The sequence below is a fragment of the Leucobacter chromiiresistens genome, assembly GCF_900102345.1.
Lineage (GTDB): Bacteria > Actinomycetota > Actinomycetes > Actinomycetales > Microbacteriaceae > Leucobacter > Leucobacter chromiiresistens.
In genome coordinates this window covers 2,142,756-2,167,433 of record NZ_FNKB01000001.1, presented here as the reverse complement: position 1 = coordinate 2,167,433, position 24,678 = coordinate 2,142,756, and the positions used below count along the sequence as shown (strand labels likewise).

The window sequence follows — 24,678 nt, the reverse complement described above, 5'->3', positions numbered from 1 at the left end:
GGTCACTCCCCCTGCTCGGTGTCTCGGCGCCCGCCGCGCACGGCCGGCTCGTTCGGGTGCGCGCGGAGCTCCTCGATCGCGGAGTCGAAGTCGGCGAGGGATTCGAAGGCCTGGTAGACGCTCGCGAAGCGCAGGTACGCGACCTCGTCGAGCTTGCGGAGGTGCGGCAGGATCGCCAGCCCGATCTCGTTCGCGTCGAACTGGGCGATGCCGCTCGACCGCACGGACTCCTCGACCTGCTGGGCGAGCACCGCGAGGTCGGCCTCGGTGACGGGCCGCCCCTGGCAGGCCTTGCGCACGCCGCTCATGACCTTCTCGCGGCTGAACGGCTCGACCACACCGGAGCGCTTGATCACGGTGAGGCTGGCGGTCTCGGTGGTGGTGAATCGGCGCCCGCACTCGGGGCACTGGCGGCGACGGCGGATGGAGAGGCCGTCGTCGGCCGTGCGCGAATCGATGACGCGCGAGTCGGGGTGTCGGCAGAACGGGCAGTGCATCAGCGGCCCTCCTCGCCGGTCTCGAAGCGCGCGCTGACGGCGTCGGCGTGCGCGGGCAGCCCCTCGGCCTCGGCGAGAGCGCGAAGCGGGCGCTCCAGCTCGTGCAGCGCGTCGCGCTCGTACCGGATGATCTGCTGGGGCCTCAGGAAGGTGTGGGCGCCGAGGCCCGCGGCGAAGCGAGCGGTGCCGCCCGTGGGCAGCACGTGGTTGGAACCCGCGAGGTAGTCGCCGAGACTCACCGGGGTGTAGCCGCCGAGGAAGATCGCGCCGGCGTCGGTGACGTCGCGGAGCACCCCCTCGTCGTCGCGCGTCTGGATCTCGAGGTGTTCGGGCCCGTACGCGTTGCTCACGAGCGCAGCGGTGCGCAGGTCGTCGACGAGCACGATCGCGGACTGCGGCCCGGAGAGCGCCTCCGCGACGCGGCCGGCGTGCCGGGTCGCCGCAGCGCGGGCCGCCACCTCCTGCTCCACGCGCCGGGCGAACTCCTCCGAATCGGTCACGAGCACCGATGCCGCCGCCTCGTCGTGCTCGGCCTGGCTGATGAGGTCGGCGGCGACGAACCCCGGGTGCGCCGCTGCGTCGGCGATGACGAGGATCTCGGTCGTGCCTGCCTCCGAGTCGATGCCCACGAGCCCCGACACCACGCGCTTCGCAGCAGCGACGAAGACGTTTCCTGGGCCGGTCACCACGTCGACGGCCTCCAGCCCGATCTCGGGCACTCCGTGGGCGAAGGCGGCGATCGCACCCGCGCCGCCGATGGCGTAGACCTCGGTGATGCCGCAGAGGGCTGCTGCCCACAGCACGGCGGGATGCGGCAGGCCGGCGTTGTCGGCCTGCGCGGGCGAGGCGAGGGCGAGTGCCGGCACGCCGGCGGTCTGCGCGGCGACCGCGTTCATCACCACGGACGACGGGTAGGCGGCCTTGCCCCCCGGGGCGTAGAGGCCGACTCGGCTCACCGGCTGCCAGCGCTGCCGGATCACGGCGCCGTCGGCGAGGTGAGTGATCCGCTCGTCGGGCACCTGCGCGGCGGAGCCCTGCCGAAGCCGTGCGATGAGCGCGCGGAGCGCGGCCTCGACCTCGGGAGGGCAGGTCTCCAGCGCCGCAGCGATGCTCTCGGCGGGCACGCGCAGCCGGTGGCCCGTGACTCCGTCGAAGTCGCGGGCCTGGTCGCGGAGGGCCGCTTCGCCGCGCTCCGCCACGTCGGCGACGAGCGGGCGCACCCGCTCGACGGCGACTTCGGCGCTCACGGCGGCGCGCGGAACCAGTTTGAGGAGTGCATCCCGGGAGAGCGCACGGCCCCGGAGATCGATCGTTCGCATCACCTCACCAGTCTACTGAGGCGTCCCCGGGCCTCGTGACCGACCGGGGAGGGCGAGGGTCTCCACTCGCGCCGGCCGCGATCAGGAGGCGGGAGCGAGCATCCCGAACCACACGAGCTCGCGCGCACTCGTCACGAGGGCCTCCCGGGCGGCCGCCGCGTCGACCTCCAGGAGCGTCGCGAGGGCATCGGCGATCTGCGCGAGCGTGAGCTCGCCGTCGCAGGCGCCGAGCGCGCCGGCGAGCAGCGTGTCCGCCGCGACCCGCCGCGCAATGGGGCGCGTGGTCTCCAGCCCGATGCGGCGGGGCGCCTCCTCCCCCGGGCGGTGCTCGCGCATCTCCACCACCGCGGGGTCGATCACCCAACGAACCCCCAGCACATCGTCCGCGGTCATGCTCGCGGTGGCGCTGCCGACCGCGAAGGCGCGCTGCAGCGCGTCGCCCAGCCCGGCCTCCTCCGAGAATGCTCCCGACGCGGGGTCGAGGTGCACGACGGACTCGGCGCCCGAGGCCGCATTCGCACGGCGGATCCGCACCGATCCGAGTCCGACCGCGGTGATCCGCCGTCGCGCGAAGTCGTCGATCCAGGCCGAGAGGAGCCGTTCGAACGCTGCGTTTCCCGGCCGGGCGCCGCCGTCGCGCACCCAAGTCTCGGCGTAGCTCGCCGGGTCGACGCGGTCGCGCTCGACCACCCAGGCGTGCAGTGGACCGGCCGCGCTCTCGGCTTCGCGGATCCACTCGGCGACGCGGGCGAGCCCGTTCGCACCCCACGGCGACTCCCAGTTCGCGAGGCAGAGCAGCGTGCCGCCCGGCGCGAGGCGCGCGGGGCCGGCCGCGATCACGCTCTGCGCCAGCGCGTCGCCCGTCCGCCCGCCGTCCCGGTACTCGTAGACCGGGGCGTCGCCCGTGCGCGGGGTGATGACGAACGGCGGGTTCGACAGGATGAGGTCGAAGCGATCCTCGGCGACGGGCGCGAACAGATCGCCGGCCCGGAACTCGATCCGGTCGTCGACGCCGTTCAAACGTGCGTTCATTCCGGCGATCTCGAGGGCGCGCTCCGAGATGTCGGTGGCGACGACCCGATCTGCGACGCGCGTCAGGTGCATGGCCACGACGCCGCAGCCGGTGCCGAGGTCGAGCGCCGATGCGACCGGAGCCGTCGGCGCCTGGGCGAGGAGGGAGCGCGTCGCTCCGCCGACGCCCATCACGTGGCGCTCGAGTGCCGGCCCGCGTCGCAGCTGGTCGTCGAGATCGGAGAGCACCAGCCAATGCTCGTCGCGCGAGACCCGCACCGGATTGAGCGACAGCGCGGCGCCGAGCATCGCCTCCGCTCCGGAGTGCGGTGACGGGACGGTGCGCGCGATGCCGAGCTCCGTCGCCCCGCCCGCGGTCAATGCGGGCAGCGCGCGGTCGAGCTCGCTCGCCGCGACGCGCTCCCCGAGCAGGAAGCAGCGGACGAGGATCGCCAGCGGTTCGCTCTCCCCTCCCGCGAGGGCCCGGAGCGCCGGTGCGAAGACGCCGCGCTGCCGGGCGGCGTCCGCGGGCGCGCCGAGCAGCGCCTCAACCGATTCGACCGAGTAGGCGGCTGCTGCGAGATCGGCCCGCAGCCGATCCACGAGTTCTGCATGCATCCGCCCAGCGTATCCCCCGCCGCGGGCTGCGCCGCGCGGCGGGCCCGGGGGCGTCTACGCGAAGGCCCGATCGTGGGCCGTGACGGGGCTCGGCAGCACGGTGCCGCCGGTCAGATACCGGTCGACGGATGCGGCGACCGCCCGCCCCTCGGCGATGGCCCAGACGATCAGCGACTGACCGCGACCGGCGTCGCCCGCGACGAAGACGCCGGGGAGACCGGTCGCGTAGTCGCGATCCCGTTCGAACGCCCCTCGCGGGGAGCGCTCGATGCGATGCGCGGGATCCTCGATCTCCTCGGGGCCCGTGAAGCCCATGGCGATCAGCACCAGGTCGGCGGCGAGCAGCTGCTCCGTGCCGGCCTTCGGCGCCCGCCCGGCGTCCGTGTACTCGGTCTCGGCGACCCGGAGCCCGGTCACTTCGCCGCGATCGTTCCCGACGAACTCGACGGTCGACGCCAGGAAGCGGCGCTCGCCGCCCTCCTCGTGCGAGCTCGACACCTCGAACAGGGTCGGGTGCACGGGCCAGGGCTGCCCCGCGGTGCGGAACTCGGAGGGCTTCTTGCCGATCGCCAGGTTCGTCACGGAGGCCGCGCCCTGACGGTGGGCGGTGCCGATGCAGTCGGCGCCCGTGTCGCCGCCGCCGATGACGATGACGTGCTTGCCCGCGGCGTCGAACGGTGTCGCCGAGAGCGCGCCCGACTGCAGTCGGTTCGATGCGGCGAGGTAGGTCATCGCGGGCAGGATGCCGTCAAGTTCGCGGCCGGGCAGGGGCAGTTCGCGCGCCACCGTCGCGCCCGTGGCGACGACGACGGCGTCGTAGCGTCGGCGCAGCTCGCTCCACGACATGTCGCGTCCGATCTCGACCCCGCAGCGGAACCGCGTGCCCTCCGCCTTCAGCTGCTCGATGCGCCGGGCGACGAGACTCTTCTCGAGCTTGAAATCGGGGATGCCGTACCGGAGCAGCCCGCCGGGCTCCTCGTCGCGCTCGTAGACGGCCACCGTGTGGCCGGCGCGGGTGAGCTGCTGCGCGGCTGCGAGCCCGGCCGGGCCCGATCCGACGACCGCGACCGTCTTGCCGGTGAGCCGTGACGGCGGCATCGGCACCACCCACCCGTTCAGGAACGCCTGATCGATGATGCTGTTCTCGATCTGCTTGATCGTGACCGCCGGCTGGTTGATGCCGAGCACGCACGCCGACTCGCAGGGCGCCGGGCACGCGCGACCCGTGAACTCCGGGAAGTTGTTCGTCGCGTGCAGACGCTCGATCGCCTCGTGCTCGCGCCCGCGGAACATGAGGTCGTTCCACTCGGGGATGAGGTTGCCCAGGGGGCACCCCTGGTGGCAGAAGGCGACACCGCAGTCCATGCAGCGCGAGGCCTGCTTGGCGACGAGCTTCGGGTCGGCCGGATCGACGACCTCCCGCCAGTCCTTGAGCCGCAGGGCGACCGGTCGCTTCGGCGCGAGCTCGCGCTCGCGCACCTTCAGGAATCCGCGCGGATCAGCCATGAGTCGCCTCCAGGATCTCGGACCAGACGTGGTCGCCGTCGGGGTCGATCCCCTGTTCGCTCGCCCGTTCCCGGATCTCGAGCACCCGCGAGTACCCACGGGGGATCAGACGCGTGAAGCGCGTGAACGTGCGCTCGGGATCGCGCTCGATGTCGTCGAGCAACTCGGCGGCGACGCGGGAGCCCGTCTGCTCGGCGTGGCGTTTGACGAGGTCGACGATCCGCTCCCGCAGCGCGGCGGCCTCTCCCGAGGGCACCGCCGGCTCGGCTCCGCCCGACCCCGCCACCTGCTGCAGCATCAGGGCTCCCGACGCGAGCTCCGCGGGATTGACGTGCGCGTGGTCGAGGTCGAGCACGACCGCCTCCCCTCCCGACATGCCCGCGCCGATGTTGCGACCGGTCGGCCCGAGGATGAGCGCGAACCCGCCTGTGAAGTACTCCAGCGCGTGATCGCCGGTGCCCTCGACGACGGCCGTCGCTCCGGAGCCGCGCACGAGGAAGCGCTCGCCGACGACGCCCGCGATCCACAGCGAGCCGCTCGTCGCGCCGTACCCGATGACGTTGCCCGCGATCACATTGCCCGATGCGGGATGCCCGGCGTCGGGGTGCGGCTTGATGACGATCTCACCGCCCGAGAGCCCCTTGCCGACGTAATCGTTCGCGTCTCCGATGAGCCGCAGCGCGATGCCCGGGGGCAGGAACGCGCCGAGCGACTGGCCGGCCGATCCCGTGAGCGTGACGTCGATGGTCTCGGGGGCGAGCCCGTCGGCGCCGAACCGCTCGGTGACCGAGTGCCCGAGCATGGTGCCGACGGCGCGGTCGATGTTGCGGATCGGCAGGTCGATGACCACGGGTTCGCGCCGCTCGAGTGCGTCGGAGGCCATGCGGATCAGCTCGCCGTCGAAGTGGGCGTCGAGCTCGTGATCCTGCGCCCGGCCGTGGCGGCGCGGCTCCCCCTCGGCGAAGACCGGGCCGCGCAGAACGGGAGTCAGGTCGAGCCCGGAGGCCTTCCAGTGGGCGATCGCGTCGTCCACATCGAGCGCGGAGGTATCGCCGACCGCCTCGTCGATGGAGCGGAATCCGAGGGAGGCGAGGATCTCGCGCACCTCCTCGGCGATGAAGCGGAAGAAGTTGACCACGTGGTCGGCCTGCCCCGTGTACCGCGCGCGCAGATCGGGGTTCTGCGTCGCCACGCCCACCGGGCAGGTGTCCAGATGGCACACCCGCATCATGATGCAGCCCGACACGACGAGCGGGGCTGTGGCGAACCCGAACTCCTCCGCTCCGAGCAGCGCCGCGATGACGACGTCGCGGCCGGTCTTCAACTGGCCGTCCGCCTGGAGCACGACCCGCTCGCGCAGACCGTTCAGCATCAGCGTCTGCTGCGCCTCAGCCAGGCCCAGCTCCCACGGGGATCCGGCGTGCTTCAGCGAGTTCATCGGGCTGGCGCCGGTGCCGCCGTCGTGCCCGGAGATGAGGATAACGTCGGAGAGCGCCTTCGCCACGCCCGCCGCCACGGGGCCGATGCCGCTCTGGGCGACGAGCTTCGTGCTGATGCGCGCCGACGGGTTCGCCCGCTTCAGGTCGAAGATGAGCTGCTTCAGATCCTCGATCGAGTAGATGTCGTGATGCGGGGGCGGGGAGATCAGGCCGACGCCGGGGGTGGCGTGCCGCGTGCGCGCGATCCACGGATACATCTTCGTGGGGGGAAGCTGGCCGCCTTCGCCGGGCTTCGCGCCCTGGGCGAGCTTGATCTGGATCTCATCCGCGTGCGTGAGGTACATCGACGTCACCCCGAACCGACCCGACGCGACCTGCTTGATGGCGCTGCGGCGCTCGGGGTCGAACAGGCGGTCCTCCGACTCGCCGCCCTCGCCCGTGTTCGACTTCGCGCCCAGTCGGTTCATCGCGATCGCGAGCGTCTGATGCGCCTCCGGGGAGATCGACCCGTAGCTCATCGCGCCCGTCGAGAACCGCTTCACGATCTCGCCGACCGATTCGACCTCGTCGAGGGGCACCGGCGCGCGCTGCGGCGAGAAGCGGAACAGGCCGCGCAGCGTCATGAGCCGCTCCTGCTGCGCGTTCACGCGCTCCGTGTACGCCGAGAAGATGTCGCGCCGGCCGGTGCGGGTCGCGTGCTGCAGGCGGTAGATGGTCTCGGGGTCGAAGAGGTGCGGCTCCTCGCCGCGCCGCCAGCGGTACTCGCCGCCGGTCTCGAGCGTGCGGTGCGCGATCGCCGCCGGGTCGTCGGGGTACGCGGAGCGATGCCGCGCCGCGACCTCTGCGGCGATGACGTCGAGGCCGACGCCCCCGAGCCGCGACGTGGTTCCGGTGAAGTACCGGTCGACGAGCTGCTGCGCGAGTCCGATCGCCTCGAAGGTCTGCGCGCCGCAGTAGGAGGCCACGGTGGAGATGCCCATCTTGCTCATCACCTTGAGCATGCCCTTGCCGAGCGCCTTGATGAGCCCGGCGACCGCGCTCTCCTCGGTGATCCCGGGGATCGAGCCGTCGCGCACGAGCAGCCCGACCGTCTCCATCGCCAGGTACGGGTTCACGGCGGCGGCGCCGTATCCGATCAGCGCCGCGACGTGGTGCACCTCGCGCACGTCGCCGGCTTCGGCCACCAGCGCGACGCGCATGCGCAGGCCCTCGCGGATCAGATGGTGGTGCACGGCGGAGACCGCGAGGAGCGACGGCACGGGGGCGAGATCCTTGTTCGAGTCGCGATCGGAGAGGATCAGGAACTCGGCGCCCGCCTCGATCGCGGCGCTCGCCTCGATGCAGAGCGCCTCGAGTCGCTCGGCGAGTCCGCGTGCGCCCGAGTCGACCTGGTAGAGCCCCCGCAGAGTCACGGCGCGCTCGCGCAACGGGTCGTCGCCGAAGTGTTGGATGCGGGCGAGCGCGTCGTTGTCGATCACGGGGAAGTCGAGGATCACCTGGCGTGCATGCTCCGCGGACTGCGTCAGAAGGTTCTCCTGCGGCCCCATGCCGGCGCGCAGACTCGTCACGAGCTCCTCCCGCAGCGCGTCGAGCGGAGGATTCGTCACCTGCGCGAACTGCTGCACGAAGTAGTCGAATACGAGACGCGGCCGCTCGGAGAGCGCTGCGATCGGCGTGTCGGTGCCCATCGCGGCGAGCGGTTCGGCGCCGTCGCGCGCCATGGGCGTGAGGAGCACGCGCAGCTCCTCCTCGGTGTAGCCGAAGGTGCGCTGGCGGCGCTCGATCGAGGCGGGGGGATGCACCAGGTGCTCGCGCTCGGGCTGTTCGGAGAGCCGGATGCGGCCCTCCGAGAGCCACTCCCCCCAGGGCGCCGCGGCGGCGAGCTCGGACTTCACCGTCTCGTCGTCGCGAATCGCACCCGTCTCCAGATCCACCGCGAGCATGCGCCCGGGCTGCAGCCGGCCGCGGCTCACCACCCGCTCGGGTGCGATGTCGAGCACCCCCGTCTCGCTCGCGATGACGAGCATGCCGTCGGCGGTGACGAGATACCGGCCGGGGCGCAGACCGTTGCGGTCGAGGAGCGCCACGAGTTCGCGCCCGTCGGTCGCGATCATCGCCGCCGGGCCGTCCCACGGCTCCATGATCAGCGAGTGGTACTCGAGGAAGTCGACGAGAGCCGGCGCCATTCCGGGCTCCGACTCCCACGCCTCGGGCACCATCATCGCCAGCGCGTGGGGCAGCGTGCGGCCCGCCATGACCAGCAGTTCGAGCACCTCGTCGAAGCTCGCCGAGTCGCTGCCGCCCGGCGAGCAGATCGGGAGGAGCGGCTCGATGTCGCCGAGCTGGTCGGAGGCCAGCTGGGCCTCGCGCGCCCGCATCCAGTTGCGGTTGCCGCGCACCGTGTTGATCTCGCCGTTGTGCGCGACCAGGCGCAGCGGCTGCGCGAGGTGCCACGAGGGGAACGTATTGGTGGAGTAGCGGGAGTGGACGATGGCGAAGCGGCTCGTGAAGCGCGGGTCGCTCAGCTCGAGGTAGAAGCCCGGCAACTGCAGCGTCGTGACCATGCCCTTGTACACGATGGTGCGCGCGCTCAGGGACGGGAGGTAGCTGCCGGTCTCGTGCTGCACGCGCTTGCGGACGCGGAAGGCGCGCCGTTCGAGCTGCTCCGGCGAGAGCGTCAGTCCGACCGCCGCTGCGAGCACCAGTTGCTCGATCTCGGGGCTCGCGGCTCGGGCGCTCTCCCCGAGCACCTCCGGCCGCACCGCGACGGGGCGCCAGGCGAGCACGGCAAGCCCCTCCTCCGCCGCGATGGCGGAGATGCGGTACCGCGTCGCACGACGCTCGGTCGATGCGCGGGGCAGGAATACGAGACCGGCGGCGTAGGCGCCCGGCTCGGGGAGCCGCAGATTCGGGTCGAGGCGCGCGAGCTCCTCACGGATCAGTGCGTCGGGAATGTCGCTGAGGATGCCCGCACCATCGCCGGTTCCCGCATCGGATCCGACGGCGCCACGGTGCTCGAGGTGCTCGAGCGCTTCGAGCGCCATCTCGATGATGTCGTGGCTCGCCTCTCCGGTCAGCGCGACGACGGATGCGAGCCCGCAGGCGTCTCGCTCATCGGCGGGGTCGTAGAGCCCGACCGGGGCGGGAAGGTGCGAACCCGGCACGGTCGTGCGCGCCGGCGGGACATGCGGTGAGCGCTGCGGCATCGACGTCCTCTCGATCTGGGGGACGACGTCGGTCCCGTGCGAATCCGCTGCGCGCGGGGCGGATCCGGAGGAGCTCGCGCCGGCATGCGGTGACTGAGCTCCGAATGTAGCACTCCGTTTCTTCGGTGAAACGTGCACGTGAACGCACGATGTGCTCGGGATTCGGAGGCGCGCCCTCGAATGCCGAATTTTCGACGGGTTTCCTTGACTTCTTCCGCACACGACTCCGGCGCGAAACACTCTCGAAACACGGGGGCGCCGCCACCGCCCGCGAGGGCGCACGGCGTAGTGTTCGATAATCGGAAAACGACCGCATAGCCGTCCGATTATCGAACACCGCGCACGCCGGGTTCACGCCTCGGGCGTGAACCCGCTCGTATCTCCCACGAGCCGCGTGTGGTCCGCCGGCACCGGGTCGACGGCGGCGCGAGCGACCTCCGCCGCGAACTCGGCGACGTTGTACAGCCGACCCGCCTCCTCACGGCGCGCCTCGATCGCACCCGGATTCAGGCGGTTGAGCAGGGTCGCCGTCACGGTGCCCTCGATCATGTCGCCCGACACCACGGTGAACCCGATCCCGCGCGCCTCCAGATCGGGCACGAGCTCGCGCAGCGCGTCCTCCCCCGCCCGCTTCGACTGCGCCACGGGTACGTACTCCGGCATCGTCGGGGTCGTGCGGATGAAGTGCGCCTGATGGCTCGTCACGAAGACCACGCGCGACCCCTCGCCCATGAGCGGCAGCGCCGCCTGCAGCACCGAGAGCTGCGCGTCGCGGTTCAAACGCAGCGCGTAATCCTCGCCCATGTTGCTCTCCATACCGCCCGAGGCGTTCAGCACGAGAATGTCAAGCCCCCCGAACTCATTCCGCACCGAATCCATCATGCTCTGCACCGATTCGGGGTCCGTGAGATCGGCTCCCTGCACGAGTGCGCGAACGCCGAGCTCGCGGAACTCGGCCGCCAGCTTCTCGGCGCGCGGCGCCTTGTTGCGGAAGTTCACGACCACGTCCGCGCCCGCCTGCGCGAAGTAGCGCGCCGTATCGGCGCCGACCCCGCGGGACGACCCCGTGACGAGCGCGCGGCGGCCGGCGAGGCTGCCGGGTTCGAGAATCTGGGTCACATGTACTCCTCAATCGTGGTGATTACCGTCGTTCCAGGGTACTGGACGACCAGCGGATGCCCAGGTCGGGGCTATCGCGCGCGCACCACCGCCGGGTACCCTGCAGGAGGAGGCACGGCGCCCCGGCAGCGTGGGCGGCACACACGAGGGGGTTCCCGCATGGCTGATCGAACACTCCGCGGAACGCGCATCGGCGCGACCAGTCTGCAGGGCGAGGAGGGCGTCGAGCTCTCCCCCCGTCGACCGGTGGAGTACCTCACCGATCGCGGGCAGCGCTTCACCATCATGTTCGACGCCGACGCCGAGCCGCCCGCGGAGTGGGTGGATCAGAAGAGCGGCGAGGTCGGATTCCTCGACGACGAGGCCGGGCGGGCTGCGCGCGCCGAGTTCGAGGAGAAGGAGTCGTCGCAGCGCACCCCCTGGGACATGCTGATCGAGCGCCGCAGTCGCGAGGAGCTCGAGGAGCTGCTGGAGGAGCGGCTCCGCCTGCTGCGCTCGCGTCGGGGCTCCGCCTAGCAGCGGGCCGGCGCAGCACCGGGCGTCGCGCGCGACCCGCCATGCGCTCGGGTCGTCGCGCGCATCACGCGGGAGGGTCGGTGCGCGGGATCGCGGACCGCTCCGAGCGGCGCGCGCGCACCAGCGCGGCGACACCGGTCGCGAGACCGAGCACCCCGACCGCGGTGATGGCGGTCGCGACCGCAGCGCCGAATCGGAGCGCCGGGGTCGCGCCCGAGACGAGCGGAACCTCGGCCACCATCGCATCCCGCGTGAACGGCATGAGCGTCGCGAGGTCGCGCCCGTCCGGCGCGACGATCGCGCTCGTGCCGACGGTCGAGTCGTTCACCACGGCTCGCCCCATCTCGACGGCGCGGGTGCGCGCGATGGCGAGCTGCTGCGCGCTCTCGTCCGTTCTGCCGAAGTCGGCGTTGTTGGTCTGCGCGAAGATCACCTCGGCGCCGTCGCTCGCCAGCTGCACGGACTGCGGATCGAAGATGATGTCGAAGCAGATGGCGATGCCCGCCGACACCTCGCCGGCCCGGGTCTCGACATCGAGCGCCGCGGGCCGGGTGCCCGGCGCGTACTCGAGCTGCACGAGGTCGACGAGATCGGGCACGATCGCGTGGAAGAACGGGCGATTCGGCATGTACTCGGCGAAGGGCACCGGATACCGCTTGTCGTAGCGCGCCCCGGTCGGGCCGTCGGGCCCCCAGACGACGGAGCTGTTGCTGTAGGTGCCGTCGTCGTTCGCGAGGATCGTGCCGACGACGATCGGCGCACCCGCCCGTTCGGCGAGCTTCGCGAGCCGCTGGCTGCGGAGCAGATTGTCGGGTGCGCTGAACTCCGCGCTGTTCTCCGGCCAGACGATGACGTCGACGGACTCCCCCTCCGCCTCCAGCTCGTCGAGCATCTCCTCCGTCGCGGCGAAGTGGTCGCGGATCACCCCGCCGGCTTCCCGATCGTCGAAGATCCCCGACTTCGAGTTGCCCTGCACGGCGCCGACCCGCAGCGATCCGGTCTGCTCCAGCGCCGCGGCAGGCACGAGGGCGAGCGCGACGAGGATGGCGAGTGAGACGGCCGCGCCCGCCATCGACCGGCGAGCCCGCGCACCTCGACCGGCGCTCCGGCTTCCCGTCCCGCTCCTCGCGGGGACCCGCGGAGCCAGGGCGAGCGCGATCGGCAGCACTCCGGCGAGGGCGATCACCGCTGAGAGGCCGGCGAAGCCGAGCCAGGAGACGGCCTGCAGGATCGGGCCATCGGCCTGCGTCGTGGCGAGGCGCCCCCAGGCGAAGCCGCCGTACGGCACGGCACCCTGCAGCTGTTCGCGCAGCATCCACAGCGCCGCCACGGTCGCGGCCTGCACCAGCGCGAGCCGCACGGGGTGCCCGTCGAGCCGGCGCACCCGTGCGAGCCCCCGGCTCGCGACGGCGGCAGCGAGCCCGAAGAGCCCGAACCACGCGATCATCACCGCGCACAGCGCAGCCCAGGGAACCGGTCCGAGATACAGGGTGAGCCAGCTGATGTGCGGCATCCAGAAGGCGGCGCCCGCAATGGCGCCGAGCGCGAAGCCCCAGCGCGCGCGCTGGTGCCACACGGCGGCGGCGACGAGGGCGACCGCGGGAAACGCGAGCGGCCACCAGCCGAGCGAAGGAGTGGCGGCGTCGAGCATGAGACCACCGATGACCGCCGCGGCGACGGCGACGAGCCAGCGCAGACGCGGAACCCCGTCACCCCCGACGCGGCCGAGCCGCGCGCGCACGAGCTTCGGGGTCGCGCGCTCCGTTCGCCTCACGAGGTGCTCGAGGCCTCGACGATGCCCCGCTTCACGGCGCGCTTCGCCTCGCGCGCGAGACGGGCGAGGCCGCCCAGCCGATCCGGCTCGACGCCGTCGAGCACCGCCGTCTCGCACGCCTGCGCCACCTGGTCGAGCAGATCGATCGTCTGCTTCGTCCAGCGCACGAAGTCGCCCGCGCCGATGCCCGCCATCTCGAGCACCTGCTCGATCGGGCGGCCGGTCGCCCACGCGTGCATCGTCATCGCGAGGCCGGCATGCGGCATCTCGCCGCGGGGCAGGCGCGACCGCTCGGCGAGATCGTCGAGGCGCACCCAGATGTCGAGCACACGGTCGTGCGCGGCGGCGAACGCCGCTCCCCCGGGCAGACGCGGGTCGCCCTCGTCGTCGCGCCGCGGCTCGTAGCTCAGCACGCAGCACATCACCGCGAGGCCCGCGGCGTCGAGCCCGCGCCAGGCGTCTTCGCGGATGCACTCGGCGACGAGCAGGTCGCGATCGCCGTAGATGCGGCGGAGGAGGTTGCCCCACGAGGTCACCCTCGGGTCCTGCGCACCGTCGGATTCCAGGTAGCCGAGCTCGAGCAGCTGCTCCACCACGCGGTCGAAGGTGCGCGCGATCGTGCCCGTGCGCGACGCGATCTGGCGTCGGCCGCGTTCGACGCGACGCCGAAGTTTGCGCGCGCGATCCTCCCAGCGCTTCCGGTCCGAGCCCTGCGCGCGCCGCGCAGCCGCGTCGTAGCCCGCGAGCGACTCCTGCTCGGCGCGCAGTTCGCGCGCCTGATCCACGACCGCTCGATCCGCCTGGAACTGCGCGAACGAGAGCTCGAGCATCTCGCGCACGTGCGCGCGGTCCATGCGCTGCAGCAGGTTGACCGTCATGTTCGCGGTCGGGCGGAAGCTCGACCGCACCGGGAAGGAGCGCGCGCCGGCGAGATGCGCGAGCGCCTCCAGGTCGACGTCGTCGCCCCACACGACGACCGCGTGGCCCTCGTCGTCGATGCCGCGTCGGCCGGCCCGACCGGTGAGCTGCGTGAACTCGCCCGAGGTGAGGGGCACGCGCTGCTCGCCGTTGAACTTGTCCAACCGCTCGATGACGACGGCGCGCGCGGGCATGTTGATGCCGAGCGCCAGCGTCTCCGTCGCGAAGACGAGCTTCACGAGCCGACGCTGGAACAAGCGCTCGACGACCGCCTTGAACGCCGGGAGGAGACCGGCGTGATGCGCCGCGACGCCCCGTTCGAGCCCGGCGAGCCACTCGCGCACGCCGAGCACGCGTCGCTCCTCCTCGCTCATCCCCGCGACCTCGGCCCGGGCGATGCGGCGGATCTCGTCGCGCTCCTCGCGGCTCGTCAGCGTGATGCCCTCCATGAGGCACTGGCGCACCGCCTGGTCGCAGCCGTTCCGGCTGAAGATGAAGACGATCGCCGGAACGAGATCCGTCTCGTCGAGCGCCCGTGCGATGTCGGCGCGCGAGATGCGACGCGTGCGCCGCACCGGCGGCCGCCCCCGGGAGCGCTCGCCCCGGCCGCGACCGCGATCCCGGCCCCGGTCGCCGTCGCGATCCCGCCACCCGCCGCGCCGGTCGAGCGCGTACAGCTCGGGGTTGACGCGCCCGCCCGTGGCGAGCTCCCCGGCGCGATCGACGTACAGCGGCAGCAGCGCGCGCGAGGTGAGCACGTGCTGATAGAGCGGCACGGGTCGGTGCTCCGAGAGGATCACGTCGGTGTCGCCGCGCACCGCATGCATCCAGTCGCCGAACTCCTCGGCGTTCGACACCGTCGCCGAGAGCGACACGAGGCGCACGGCGGGCGGGAGATGCAGGATGATCTCCTCCCACACCGCACCACGGAACCGGTCGCCCAGGTAGTGCACCTCGTCGAGCACCACGAACTCGAGATCGTCGAGGGCATCCGACCCCGCGTAGATCATGTTGCGGAGCACCTCGGTCGTCATCACGATGATCGGGGCGTCGGAGCGCAGATTCACGTCTCCGGTGAGCAGCCCCACCTCGTCCTCCCCGTACTCGTCGCAGAGCTCGCGGAACTTCTGATTCGACAGAGCCTTGATCGGGGCGGTGTAGAAGATGCGCGCATCCCGCTCGCGCCGCGCGAGGTACACCGCGAACTCCGCCACCGTCGTCTTGCCCGATCCGGTGGGCGCGGCGACGAGCACGCTGCGGCCCTCCTCGAGGCGCTCGCACGCGGTGCGCTGAAACCCGTCGAGCGGGTACTCGAGACGCGCGGAGAACGCGTCGAGCGCACTGCCGCCGGGCTGTTCCGGGTGCCCTGCAGTGATCATCGACGTCCTCTCGCGGGCCCGGAATCGCCCGTTCCGGCTTCATGGTCGGCCGTCTCGTCGAGGTCGTACTCGGCGAGCTCGGTCGCGCGCCGCTTGTCGACGCGTCGATCGTGGAGGATCGCGACGCCGGCGGCCGCGAAGTACAGCACGATGATGGGTGCGGCGAGCAGGAACATGCTCATCAGGTCGGCCGCGGGGGTGGCGATCGCTGCGAACAGCACGATGACGAGGATCGCGACCCGCCAGCTCCGGATGATCGACGCGCCGCGGAGCACGCCGATGAAGTTGAGCATCACGAGCAGCACCGGCAGCACGAAGCCGACCCCGACGGCCAGGAGCAGCTTGATCGCGAAGTCGAGGTAGTTGCGCGCCGTGAGGTAGAACGCGTCCTCCTCCGGCTGGAAGCTCGCCATGAGGCGCACGATGTTCGGGAGGACGAGCCAGCCCGCGTAGGCCCCGCCGAGGAAGAGCGGCACGGCCGCACCGATGAACCCGATGCCCGTGAGCTTCTCACGCCGGGTGAGACCCGGCGCGAGGAACGCCCACACCTGGTACAGCCACACGGGAGAGGCGATGAGCACCGCGATGAAGAGCGCGATCTGCACCTTCGTGTCGAAGCCGCTCGAGATGTCGCCGTACGAGATGATCGCATCGCGGCCCTGCATCTCGAGATCGTTGATGGGCTTGCGGAGCATCTCCCACACCCAGGTCGACAGGAACCAGCCGGCCACGAGCGCGACGACGATGGCCGCAGCCGAGATCAGGAGCCGCTTGCGGAACTCGACGAGGTGCTCTCCGAGGCTCATGCGCCCCTCGGAATTGCGCCGCTTCCGACCCCGCTCTGCCATTCGCTCAGTCTATCCCAGCGGTCTCGGCGTGCGCGTCGAATCCTTCAGGCGCCGTACGCCGCGAGAGCGCGATCCGTCCACTCGCGCACGGCCGCCCGCGCGGACTCCGGCGATTCGATCTCGACGCCGCCCGGCAGCACCTGGACGACCTGCACCGCGGTGCCCCGGTGCCAGGCCTCGATCCGCACGCGGACCCTGCCGTCGTCCGCCTGCTCCAGCACCTCCGGGGCGAAGCCGGCGAGGTGCTGGAGCGCGGTCTCGGACACGCGGGCGATGAGGTGCGTCATCGCGGGAGCCTCGTCGCCGGCCGAACGGGACGCGGACGAGTGCGCGGCGGAATCCTGGACGGGCGCAGCACCGCCGAGCGCAGCCGACTCCCCGACCGCGATGTCGCGCATCTGATCGACCCGGAACGTCCGGTCGGCGGCGCGGTCGAAGCAGTACGCGCGGAGGTACCAGGTACCCGACCCCTGGGTGAGGGAGTGCGGACGGACGGTGCGACGGGAGTCCGAGCCCGAGGCGTCGCGATAGACGAACGACACCGGGCGATCCGCCTCGATCGCCGCCACGAGCCGCGGCACGCGGGCATCGCCCGGCCCCTCCGTCACCGACATCGGCGCAGCGGCGCCGGCGCCCAGTGCCGATCCGAGCTTCGCCGCGGTGGCCCGAGCGAGCTCGGCGTCCTCGGGACCGAGCATGCCCGTGAGCGCCTGCAGACCCGCGATCAGGGCCGCCGTCTCCATCGGCGCGAAGCGGGGCGCGTCGTCGACCGCGACGGTGCGCGTGAGGCTCACCACGTCCTGCTGCTCGAGCGCGTCCCAGTCGATGTCGAAGAGGTCCTCGTGCTGATAGTTCAGCGTCTCGCCCGGAACCCCCGCGGTGCCCAGGAAGCGGACGAGGCTGCGCACCAGCTCGGGCGGCATCGAGAAGCGCTCCGCGAGCTCGGCGACGGTGGCCGACCCCGCGTCTTGCAGATAGGCGACGAGCGAGAGGAGGAACGTGACGCGCTCGGGGGCGAGAACCTGTTTACGCACCGGATGCTCCTCCTCGGCCTGCAGCCGTTCCGTTGTCGGCCGTTCCCTCGTCGTCGGTTCCCTCGTCGGCCGTCGCGATGGCGTCCGCGTCCGCTCCTCGGCGCGGCCGGTGCACCTCCGCGATGCGGCGGAGCCCGGCCACGACGATGTCTCGCAGCCGCTCGGGCTCGCACACCGACACGTCGGCTCCGTATCCGATGAGCTCGGCCGCGAAGATGTGCGGATCGAGCACGCCCACCTCGATCTCCCGGTGGTCCTCCGCTCCGCAGCGCGCACCTCCGGGCGATCCGCTCGCGCGCGACGCGAGCCTCGCCTCGGCGATGCTTCCCCGTCGCACGCACAGCACCGCACGCCGTTCGCTGCGCAGCCGTTCGAGCTCGGCGACCGCAGCGTCGATGCGCAGGCGGAGCTCCGGGGCGAACTCCTCGGCCAGCTGCTGCACGCGCCCCTCGATGCGGGCGAGGAGGAAGGTGCGGGCGGCGTCGCGCTCCAGATCCCATGAGATCAGATGCCACCGCCCCTCGGCGCGGTGCAGACGCAACGGCGCCACCCTCCTCAGCAGCGGCTCCGGCCGATCGGGCAGGCGGTACGCGAAGCGCACCGCGCGCCCCGCATCGATCGCGCGCTGCAGCGGCGCGGCGGCCGCCTCAGCGGTGCCGAGCCGCGGCGCGATGCCGAGATGCTGCACATCGAGCCCCGCCCCGAGCGCCTCCAGCTTCATCGCCGCGCGCCGCGACTCCGCGCTCAGGCTGCCCTCGCTCCAGGCGAGCGCCGCCAGCCGCAGCAGCATGAGCTCCCGCTCCGAGAACCTCAGGTCTGCGGGGAACTGGAGGCGCTCCTTCGAGATGCGGTAACGGGTGAGCTGGTTGTTGCCGGCGTCCTGGGGATCGTCGAAGGCCTCGATCTGAATCCCGAGCGACCGCAGCTGATCCTTGTCGCGCTCGAACTGCTTCTCGAGGGCGGGGCTGATGGGTCCGTGCCGGTACCGGTCGGCATAGCCGTAGACCGACGAGAGCAGCTCGCGCTTCGTCGCGCCGAACGGGCTGACGACGAGGGCGAGCACGAGGCTGAACAGCCGCTGCTCGCTCGGCACGGACGACCGCGGCGCCTTCGCGGGCGCGTCGGAGGAGGCCGAGCTGCTCGGCACGGCCGGCCTCAGCTGACCCCGAGGATGTCGACGACCACGACGCGGGCGTCGGCGCCGCCCTCGTTCTCGACGATGACCACCTGCGAACCGACCGGCTTGCCGGTCAACTCGGCGCGGTACGTCACGCCGGACTGCGCGATGTCGGCCTCGGTGTAGAGCAGCTTGAGACCCGTGTTCCAGGTGTTCTCCTGCTCCATCCCGTCCCAGCCGACGGCGAGCACCTGGGCGATCACGTTGTCCGTCGCCGAGACCTCGTCGCCATCGCCCTCGATCCGCAGCGCCGACGTCGTGCCCTCGGGGGCATCGGTCGGCGGCAGCACGACGCCGACGCGCCCCTCGTCGTCGGTGACCACTGCCGGGAACCCGTTCGGCAGGCCGCGAGCCGGGCCCTCCGCCGACGTGGGAGCCGTCGAGACCACGTCGACGACGCCGATGAGCGCACCGGCGTCGGGAGCGCCGAGCTGGCCGGCGAGCTGCGCGCTCTCCTCCGGTGCGAGCGCGAGCACGACGCGGTCGCCCGGCACGGAGCAGCGCACGGCCTCGCTCAGCGGGTTCGCCGTCTCCTCCGCGACGAGCAGCGGCTGCGGCGGCCGCGATGCGTCGGTGAAGCCCTCGCTCTGGAAGAGCGCCTCACCCGTGGCGGCGTCGAAGAAGGCCATGTTGACGCCGACGAGGGACTGCTCCCCCGCGACGTAGCCGTCGCGATCGCCCGATTCCACCACGGTGCGCTGCGTGGACGTGATCTCGACGTTCTCGGGGGCCGAGATCTGCGGCGCCTCGCCGAAGCTCCCCAGGACGGTCGTGCTGTCGCTCAGGGCCCCCGGCTGCAGCGTCGCCGTGCAGTCGGAGGCCTGCGCCTGCTGCGCGCTGCATCCCGTCGCTCCGGCGAGGAGCAGCGCAGCGGCGGCGGTAGCGGGAATGATGCGACGGAGCATGAGCACCTCTCGAGGAAGCCGATGTGAACCCGGCCATCCTATCGAACGGCGGCTGGGCGGGCGCGCGCGACCCACGAGGATCGCGCGGGTCGCGGCGAGCCGTGGGCCGGTCGCGCTACGCGGCGCCGTCCGGGCGCGCGGCGTCCGCGCCGTCCGGGCGCGCGGGGTCGGCTTCGCCCCCGGGGAGCTCGCCTCCCCGTTCGCGCGCGAACTGCTGCGTCTCGCGCACCTTCTTGCGCAGCACCTTGTCGCTCTTGCTCCGCTCGCCCACCGCCTCGGGCGTCCACACCTCGGCGCCCGCCGGGGCATCCCCCTCGGGCCCGAGGTCGGGCAGCCAGCTGCCGAGGTCGGCCTCGCTGAAGTCGCTCTTCGACGCGCGGCGCTTCAGCTCGGGGAGCACGGTGCCCGGCGCGAGCCGTCTGGCGGTCACGAGGAACCCCGTGTGCGCGACCATGCGATGGTCGGGGCGCACCGCGAGCCCCTCGACGTGCCAGCCGCGCACGAGCGTCTCCGAGGCCTGCGCGTGCGCGAAGCCGCCGCTGCGCCGAATCTGCTCCACGGTGCGCGAGAGCTGCGTCACAGTGGCGACGTAGCAGATGAGCACTCCGCCCGGGGCGAGCGCCTCGGCCGCGACGTCGACGCACTCCCAGGGTGCGAGCATGTCGAGCACCACGCGATCGATGCTGCCCGGCGCGCAGACCGCCGGCAGGGTCTCCTGCAGATCGCCGACGGTCAGCGTCCAGTTCTCGGGCACGCTTCCCGAGAAGGCGACCACGTTGCCGGTGGCGATCTCCGCGAACTCGTCGCGGCGCTCGAAGGAGAAGAGGGCGCCGTCGGAGCCGACGCCTCTGAGCAGGTGCAGCGACAGGGCTCCGGATCCGACGCCCGCCTCGACCACGCGAGCGCCCGGGAAGATGTCGGCGAGCGAGAGGATCTGCGCGGCGTCCTTCGGATACACGATGGCGGCGCCGCGCGGCATCGACATGACGAAGTCGGAGAGCAGGGGGCGGAGCGCGAGATACTCCTCGCCGCTGCTGTTGACCACGACCGACGCATCCGGTCGTCCGACGATCTCAGCGTGCGGGATCACGCCGCGGTGGCTGTGGAACTCCCCCGCGCGCACGAGCGTGATCGTGTTGAGGCGACCCTTCGGCCCGGTGAGCTGCACGCGGTCGCCGTACTGGAACGGACCCCGCACCGCGGGCGCCTCTCCAGCCGCCGCGGCGACGTCGACGCCGGCCTCGGAAGCCGTGCGCGCCGCCTCGCCCCGCAGGGCCGCGTACCGCTCGCTCAGCGCATCGGCGTCGACTCCGTCGAGCGACGGCCAGATCTCGTGCGCCGGCGCCTGCGCCAGGTCGAGCAGGTTCGGGATGCCGAAGGCGATCGCCCCGGAGGCGTGGGCGGAGCGCAGCCCGGTGACCGAGTCTTCGAGTGCGACGCACTGCGCGATGTCGACGCCGAGCAGATCCGCTCCCCTGAGGTAGGGATCGGGATGCGGCTTCTCGTGCGCCACCTCGTCGCCGCCGATCACCTGGGCGAAGAGCCCCTCGGGCAGCAGCGCCACGACGGCATCGGCGATCTCGCGCACCGCCATGGTCACGAGCGCGCTCGGGATGCCGGCATCGCGCAGCGAGTGCAGCAGCTCGACCGCGCCCGGTCGCCACAGCGGCTCGGAGGCGGCGAGACCGGCGATGACGCCCGACTTCCACTCCTCGATGATCTCGTCGACCCCCATCGGCACGCCGAGCTCCTGGAACCGCTCCGCGGCGGCGCGCAGCCCCGAGCCGATCAGCGAGTTGCGGATCTCGGGGGTCAGCTCGATGCCGTAGCGGCCGAGCATGGCGAGTTCGGACTCGAGCCAGAGCGGCTCCGAATCGATCAGGGTGCCGTCCATATCCCAGAGCACGGCAGCGGGGCGAGCGTCGGCTGTCCGCTCAGAGAGGAATGCGTTCATCCGAACCAGTGTACTGATCGACAGCCGATACCCTGGAGCCTATGTCCGAACCCTCCGCGCCGAATTCCCGTGTACTCATCGTCGCGTTCCAGGGATGGAGCGATGCCGGCGACGCCACGACGGAGGTGCTGCAGCATCTCGCAGGGCTGATCGACGCCGAGGTGCTCCACGAGATCGGCGCCGAGGGGTACGTCGACTTCCAGGTGCATCGCCCGAAGGTGCTCTTCGACGCGACGGGCAAGCGAGTGCTCGAATGGCCCGACACGCGGCTCTTCGGCCCGGTGCAGCGCCCGGGCGCGTCGGCGGAGGCGCTCGACGCGCCGCTCGCCGCCGAGAGCGAGACGGTGCGGCGGATCGACGGCAGCCCCGTGCGCGATCTCTTCCTGCTGGCCGGCGTCGAGCCGGCGCGCGATTGGCAGAACTTCGCCGACGAGATCGTGGAACTGGTCGACGTCTGGGCGATCGACTTCGTCATCATCCTGGGCTCCATGTTCTCCGACGCCCCGCACACCCGGCCGATCGTGACAACCGTTACGTCGGAGTACGCGGCGCGCCGCGACGAGGTCGGCGCGGTGCGCAGCAGCTACGAGGGCCCGGCGGGCATCTCGACCGTGATCGACCTCGCACTCGCCGAGGCAGGCATCGAGACGCTCTCGCTCTGGGCGCAGGTGCCCCACTACGTGCACAGCACGCCCTCGCCCAAAGCCTCGCTCGCGCTGCTCGACAAGCTCGAGGAGCTGCTCGACATCGTGATCCCCCGCGGCGATCTGCTCGTGCAGGCCAACGAGTGGGAGGCGAACATCAATCGGATCGCCGACGCCGACGAGGACATGTCGCGCTACATCCGACGGCTCGAGGAGTCGCGGGACGAGGAACTCGCGGCGGAGACGACGGGCGACGCGATCGCGCTCGAGTTCGAGAAGTTCTTGAAGGGCGGGCAGCGCTTCGCCCGCGACGTCGAGTCGCCGCGGCCCCCCGTCGAGCGCTCGGCCGCACCGGAGGCCTCGGCCGCGGCGGAGCCCGCAGCCGCCCCCGACTCCTCGGAGACGGATGACGCGGAGCCGCGCTCACCCGAGTCCGATCCCGACGGCTCCGGCCCCGGCGGCCCGAAGCGGAGCGCGCAGACCGATGAAGCGAACGGCGACGACGCTCCCGAGGCGCCCCGCCCCTAGCCCGGCGATCAGCGCAGCCGCACCCCGGTCAGCGCAGCTGCACGCCGAGCAGCGCGAGCACGGCATCGGCGACCAGGTCGGGCGAATCGACGCCCTGATCCAGTGCCGCGTCGAGCGTCGCCAGCATCACGGGCGTGTCCAGGTCGTTCGCGATCGCCGATCGCAGCTGCCGCACGACGGCCGCCGCGGCGACCGGCTCGGCGCTCGTGCGCTGCAGCCCCGATCGCCAGGCTTCCAGCCGTCGGCGCGCGACGTCCAGATCGCTGTCGTGCCACTCCCACTCCGAGCGGTAGTGGTGCGCGAGCAGGCCCAGACGGATCGCCGAGGGGTCGGCGCCGCCGTCCAGCAGCTTCGAGACGAAGACGAGGTTGCCGCGGGACTTCGACATCTTGTGCCCCTGGTACGAGACGAGACCCGCGTGGCAGTAGGCGTGCGCGAGCGGGGTGCCCGACAGCGCGGTCGCGTGCGCCGCGGTGAACTCGTGGTGCGGGAAGACGAGATCCGAGCCGCCGCCCTGCACGGTGAAGGCGCCGCCCAGGGCCCCTCGCGCAATGACGGAGCATTCGATGTGCCACCCGGGCCGGCCGGCGCCGACGGAGGTCTCCCAGCTCGGCTCGTCGGATCGCGCCGCGCGCCAGAGCAGCGGGTCGAGCGGCCCGCGCTTGCCCGGCCGCTCGGGGTCTCCACCGCGCTCCGCGCTCAGCCGCAGCATCAGATCGTGGTCGTAGGGAGCGACGTCGCCGAGACGCCACTGGGACTCCCGCTCGGCGGCGCTCGTGTCGAAGTAGATGTCGTCGCCCGCGGCGCCCTCGGTGGGCACGGCGTACGCGAAGCCGCGTTCGAGCAGCTCGCCCACCGCGTCGGCGATCTCGTCGATCTGCTCGGTCACCGCGATGTAGTGCTCGGGCGGCAGCATGCCCATGCGGTGCATGTCGGAGCGGAAGAGCCCGATCTGCTCGTCGGCGAGGGCGCGCCAGTCGACCCCGGTGTCGTTGGCCCGCTCGAGCAGCGGGTCGTCGATGTCGGTGATGTTCTGGCCGTACACCGTCTCGATGCCCGCATCGCGCCACGCCCGCTGCATGATGTCGAAGGCGAGGTAGGTGAACGCGTGGCCCAGGTGCGTGGCGTCGTAGGGCGTGATGCCGCAGACGTACAAGTGCGCGCGGCCCTCGGGGATGGCCGGGTGCTCGAGCCGTTCCGTCGCCGTGTTGAAGAGCTTGGGTGCGACGCCCGTTCCGGGGAGGTCGGGCACCTCGGGAGGGGTCCAGGTTCTCATCGTGCGCCTCCCGCGACGAGTGCGTGCGCGCCGTTCGCAGCGCCCTCGGCGACCGAGGCGCCGCCGTCCGCGGAGAGCACGCCGGTGGCGAGCAGCACGATGATGACGGCGCCGATGACGACGCGGTAGATCACGAACGGCATGAAGCTGCGCTTCGAGATGTACTTCATGAACAGCCCGATCACGAACAGCGCGATGACGAACGCGACGACCGTCGCGACGATGGTGAGGCCCATCGGCGTTCCCTCCGCCGGTGCGCGCATGGCCTTGAACACCTGGTAGAAGCCCGACCCGAGCACCGCCGGGATCGCGAGGAGGAAGGAGTAGCGCGCGGCGGCCTCGCGGGTGTAGCCCATGAGCAGACCCGCCGTGATCGTGCCGCCCGAGCGCGAGACGCCGGGGATGAGCGCGAGCGCCTGGGCGAAGCCGTAGACGAGTCCGTGCTTCCAGGTGAGCTGCTCGATCGGCCGCACCTTCGAGCCGACGCGGTCCGCGACGCCGAGGAGCAGGCCGAACACGATGAGGCTGATGGCGACGAACCAGAGCGACCGCAGGGTGGTCTCGATCTGATCCTGGAAGAGGAGGCCGAGCACGACGATCGGCAGCGTGCCGATGATGATCCACCAGCCCATGAGCGCGTCGGGGTCGTTGCGCGGCACGCGCTTGCCGCTGAGCGACTGCGCCCAGCGCCCGATGATGCGCACGATGTCGCGCCAGAAGAACACGATCACCGCCGCTTCCGTGCCGATCTGCGTGATCGCGGTGAACGCCGCGCCGGCATCCCCGATGCCGAGCAGCTCGCTCGCGATGCGCAGGTGCGCGCTCGACGAGATGGGCAGGAACTCGGTGAGTCCCTGAATGATTCCCAGGAGGATCGCCTCGAAGATTCCCATGATTCCTTTCCTGGCTGCGCGGCGCTCGACTCGCCCGCGCCGCGTTTGGACCGCCGTCCAGACTAGCTCACGGCGCGCGGGAATCCCGTGAGGGCACCCGCCCGCGCGGCGGCGGAG

At 71.9% G+C, this 24,678-nt stretch carries 17 protein-coding genes and 1 pseudogene; 2 read left to right on the top strand and 16 right to left on the bottom strand.

Going from position 1 to position 24,678, the window contains the following annotated elements:
- Positions 1-2 precede the first annotated feature (2 nt).
- The 6 genes from nrdR to BLT44_RS09835 all read right to left on the bottom strand — a co-directional run bounded on the left by nrdR (position 3) and on the right by BLT44_RS09835 (position 10,715).
- Positions 3-497, bottom strand: coding sequence for a transcriptional regulator NrdR (gene nrdR / locus BLT44_RS09860; RefSeq protein WP_010157263.1), 495 nt, complete (start codon positions 495-497; stop codon positions 3-5).
- A complete protein-coding gene (hisD, locus tag BLT44_RS09855; RefSeq protein WP_010157265.1) occupies positions 497-1,816 on the bottom strand; it encodes a histidinol dehydrogenase in 1,320 nt (439 codons plus the stop codon). The genes nrdR and hisD overlap by 1 nt, the downstream gene beginning before the upstream one ends.
- Before the next feature lie 81 nt (positions 1,817-1,897).
- Positions 1,898-3,445 carry a class I SAM-dependent methyltransferase gene (locus BLT44_RS09850; RefSeq protein ID WP_010157266.1) on the bottom strand — a complete coding sequence of 516 codons (1,548 nt, stop codon included), beginning with the start codon at positions 3,443-3,445 and terminating at the stop codon, positions 1,898-1,900.
- Positions 3,446-3,499: 54 nt separating this feature from the next.
- Positions 3,500-4,951 (bottom strand): glutamate synthase subunit beta, encoded by a 1,452-nt coding sequence (locus BLT44_RS09845; RefSeq protein WP_010157267.1) that lies wholly within the window; start codon positions 4,949-4,951, stop codon positions 3,500-3,502.
- Positions 4,944-9,596, bottom strand: coding sequence for a glutamate synthase large subunit (gene gltB / locus BLT44_RS09840; protein WP_010157268.1), 4,653 nt, complete (start codon positions 9,594-9,596; stop codon positions 4,944-4,946). The genes BLT44_RS09845 and gltB overlap by 8 nt, the downstream gene beginning before the upstream one ends.
- Before the next feature lie 351 nt (positions 9,597-9,947).
- A complete protein-coding gene (locus BLT44_RS09835; protein ID WP_010157269.1) occupies positions 9,948-10,715 on the bottom strand; it encodes an SDR family oxidoreductase in 768 nt (255 codons plus the stop codon).
- A 159-nt stretch (positions 10,716-10,874) separates the two neighbouring features.
- Between BLT44_RS09835 and BLT44_RS09830 the strand changes: the two genes are divergently transcribed.
- Positions 10,875-11,231 (top strand): RNA polymerase-binding protein RbpA, encoded by a 357-nt coding sequence (locus tag BLT44_RS09830; RefSeq protein WP_010157270.1) that lies wholly within the window; start codon positions 10,875-10,877, stop codon positions 11,229-11,231.
- A gap of 64 nt (positions 11,232-11,295) precedes the next feature.
- Here BLT44_RS09830 and lnt read toward each other — a convergent pair whose 3' ends face one another.
- The 8 genes and pseudogenes from lnt to BLT44_RS15920 form a co-directional block, all read right to left on the bottom strand.
- Positions 11,296-13,005: an apolipoprotein N-acyltransferase gene (lnt, locus tag BLT44_RS09825; protein ID WP_010157271.1), complete on the bottom strand. Its 1,710-nt coding sequence runs from the start codon at positions 13,003-13,005 to the stop codon at positions 11,296-11,298.
- Positions 13,002-15,302, bottom strand: coding sequence for a DEAD/DEAH box helicase (locus tag BLT44_RS09820; protein ID WP_074690175.1), 2,301 nt, complete (start codon positions 15,300-15,302; stop codon positions 13,002-13,004). Before BLT44_RS09820 ends, lnt begins: the two co-directional genes overlap by 4 nt.
- Complete coding sequence (gene tatC / locus BLT44_RS09815; RefSeq protein ID WP_010157275.1) at positions 15,299-16,150, bottom strand: twin-arginine translocase subunit TatC; 852 nt, start codon at positions 16,148-16,150, stop codon at positions 15,299-15,301. Before tatC ends, BLT44_RS09820 begins: the two co-directional genes overlap by 4 nt.
- A gap of 44 nt (positions 16,151-16,194) precedes the next feature.
- Positions 16,195-17,184, bottom strand: coding sequence for a helix-turn-helix transcriptional regulator (locus BLT44_RS09810; RefSeq protein WP_010157276.1), 990 nt, complete (start codon positions 17,182-17,184; stop codon positions 16,195-16,197).
- On the bottom strand, positions 17,177-18,331 hold the full coding sequence (locus tag BLT44_RS09805) for a helix-turn-helix transcriptional regulator (protein WP_010157277.1): 1,155 nt from the start codon (positions 18,329-18,331) through the stop codon (positions 17,177-17,179). Before BLT44_RS09805 ends, BLT44_RS09810 begins: the two co-directional genes overlap by 8 nt.
- 8 nt (positions 18,332-18,339) lie before the next feature.
- Positions 18,340-19,266: a hypothetical protein gene (locus BLT44_RS09800; RefSeq protein WP_010157278.1), complete on the bottom strand. Its 927-nt coding sequence runs from the start codon at positions 19,264-19,266 to the stop codon at positions 18,340-18,342.
- 115 nt (positions 19,267-19,381) lie between these two features.
- Positions 19,382-20,539: a tRNA (adenine-N1)-methyltransferase gene (locus BLT44_RS15925; RefSeq protein WP_425311209.1), complete on the bottom strand. Its 1,158-nt coding sequence runs from the start codon at positions 20,537-20,539 to the stop codon at positions 19,382-19,384.
- A 111-nt stretch (positions 20,540-20,650) separates the two neighbouring features.
- Positions 20,651-21,220: pseudogene (locus BLT44_RS15920) on the bottom strand (HAD family hydrolase); the annotation flags it as partial.
- A gap of 41 nt (positions 21,221-21,261) precedes the next feature.
- Here BLT44_RS15920 and BLT44_RS09780 point away from each other — a divergent pair.
- On the top strand, positions 21,262-22,392 hold the full coding sequence (locus BLT44_RS09780; RefSeq protein ID WP_010157280.1) for a PAC2 family protein: 1,131 nt from the start codon (positions 21,262-21,264) through the stop codon (positions 22,390-22,392).
- A gap of 28 nt (positions 22,393-22,420) precedes the next feature.
- On the opposite strand, the gene mshC is transcribed toward BLT44_RS09780, so the two are convergent.
- Both mshC and BLT44_RS09770 read right to left on the bottom strand, forming a co-directional pair.
- Complete coding sequence (gene mshC, locus BLT44_RS09775) at positions 22,421-23,668, bottom strand: cysteine--1-D-myo-inosityl 2-amino-2-deoxy-alpha-D-glucopyranoside ligase (RefSeq protein WP_010157283.1); 1,248 nt, start codon at positions 23,666-23,668, stop codon at positions 22,421-22,423.
- A complete protein-coding gene (locus BLT44_RS09770) occupies positions 23,665-24,561 on the bottom strand; it encodes an undecaprenyl-diphosphate phosphatase (protein ID WP_010157285.1) in 897 nt (298 codons plus the stop codon). Before BLT44_RS09770 ends, mshC begins: the two co-directional genes overlap by 4 nt.
- Positions 24,562-24,678: the final 117 nt, after the last annotated feature.

What these genes read in the sequence shown, in the direction of transcription:
- nrdR (WP_010157263.1), bottom strand. Translation starts at nt 497, where the DNA reads ATGCACTGCCCGTTCTGCCGACACCCCGACTCGCGCGTCATCGATTCG.
- hisD (WP_010157265.1), bottom strand. Translation starts at nt 1,816, where the DNA reads ATGCGAACGATCGATCTCCGGGGCCGTGCGCTCTCCCGGGATGCACTC.
- BLT44_RS09850 (WP_010157266.1), bottom strand. Translation starts at nt 3,445, where the DNA reads ATGCATGCAGAACTCGTGGATCGGCTGCGGGCCGATCTCGCAGCAGCC.
- BLT44_RS09845 (WP_010157267.1), bottom strand. Translation starts at nt 4,951, where the DNA reads ATGGCTGATCCGCGCGGATTCCTGAAGGTGCGCGAGCGCGAGCTCGCG.
- gltB (WP_010157268.1), bottom strand. Translation starts at nt 9,596, where the DNA reads ATGCCGCAGCGCTCACCGCATGTCCCGCCGGCGCGCACGACCGTGCCG.
- BLT44_RS09830 (WP_010157270.1), top strand. Translation starts at nt 10,875, where the DNA reads ATGGCTGATCGAACACTCCGCGGAACGCGCATCGGCGCGACCAGTCTG.
- BLT44_RS09820 (WP_074690175.1), bottom strand. Translation starts at nt 15,302, where the DNA reads ATGATCACTGCAGGGCACCCGGAACAGCCCGGCGGCAGTGCGCTCGAC.
- tatC (WP_010157275.1), bottom strand. Translation starts at nt 16,150, where the DNA reads ATGGCAGAGCGGGGTCGGAAGCGGCGCAATTCCGAGGGGCGCATGAGC.
- BLT44_RS09800 (WP_010157278.1), bottom strand. Translation starts at nt 19,266, where the DNA reads ATGCTCCGTCGCATCATTCCCGCTACCGCCGCCGCTGCGCTGCTCCTC.
- BLT44_RS09780 (WP_010157280.1), top strand. Translation starts at nt 21,262, where the DNA reads ATGTCCGAACCCTCCGCGCCGAATTCCCGTGTACTCATCGTCGCGTTC.
- mshC (WP_010157283.1), bottom strand. Translation starts at nt 23,668, where the DNA reads ATGAGAACCTGGACCCCTCCCGAGGTGCCCGACCTCCCCGGAACGGGC.
- BLT44_RS09770 (WP_010157285.1), bottom strand. Translation starts at nt 24,561, where the DNA reads ATGGGAATCTTCGAGGCGATCCTCCTGGGAATCATTCAGGGACTCACC.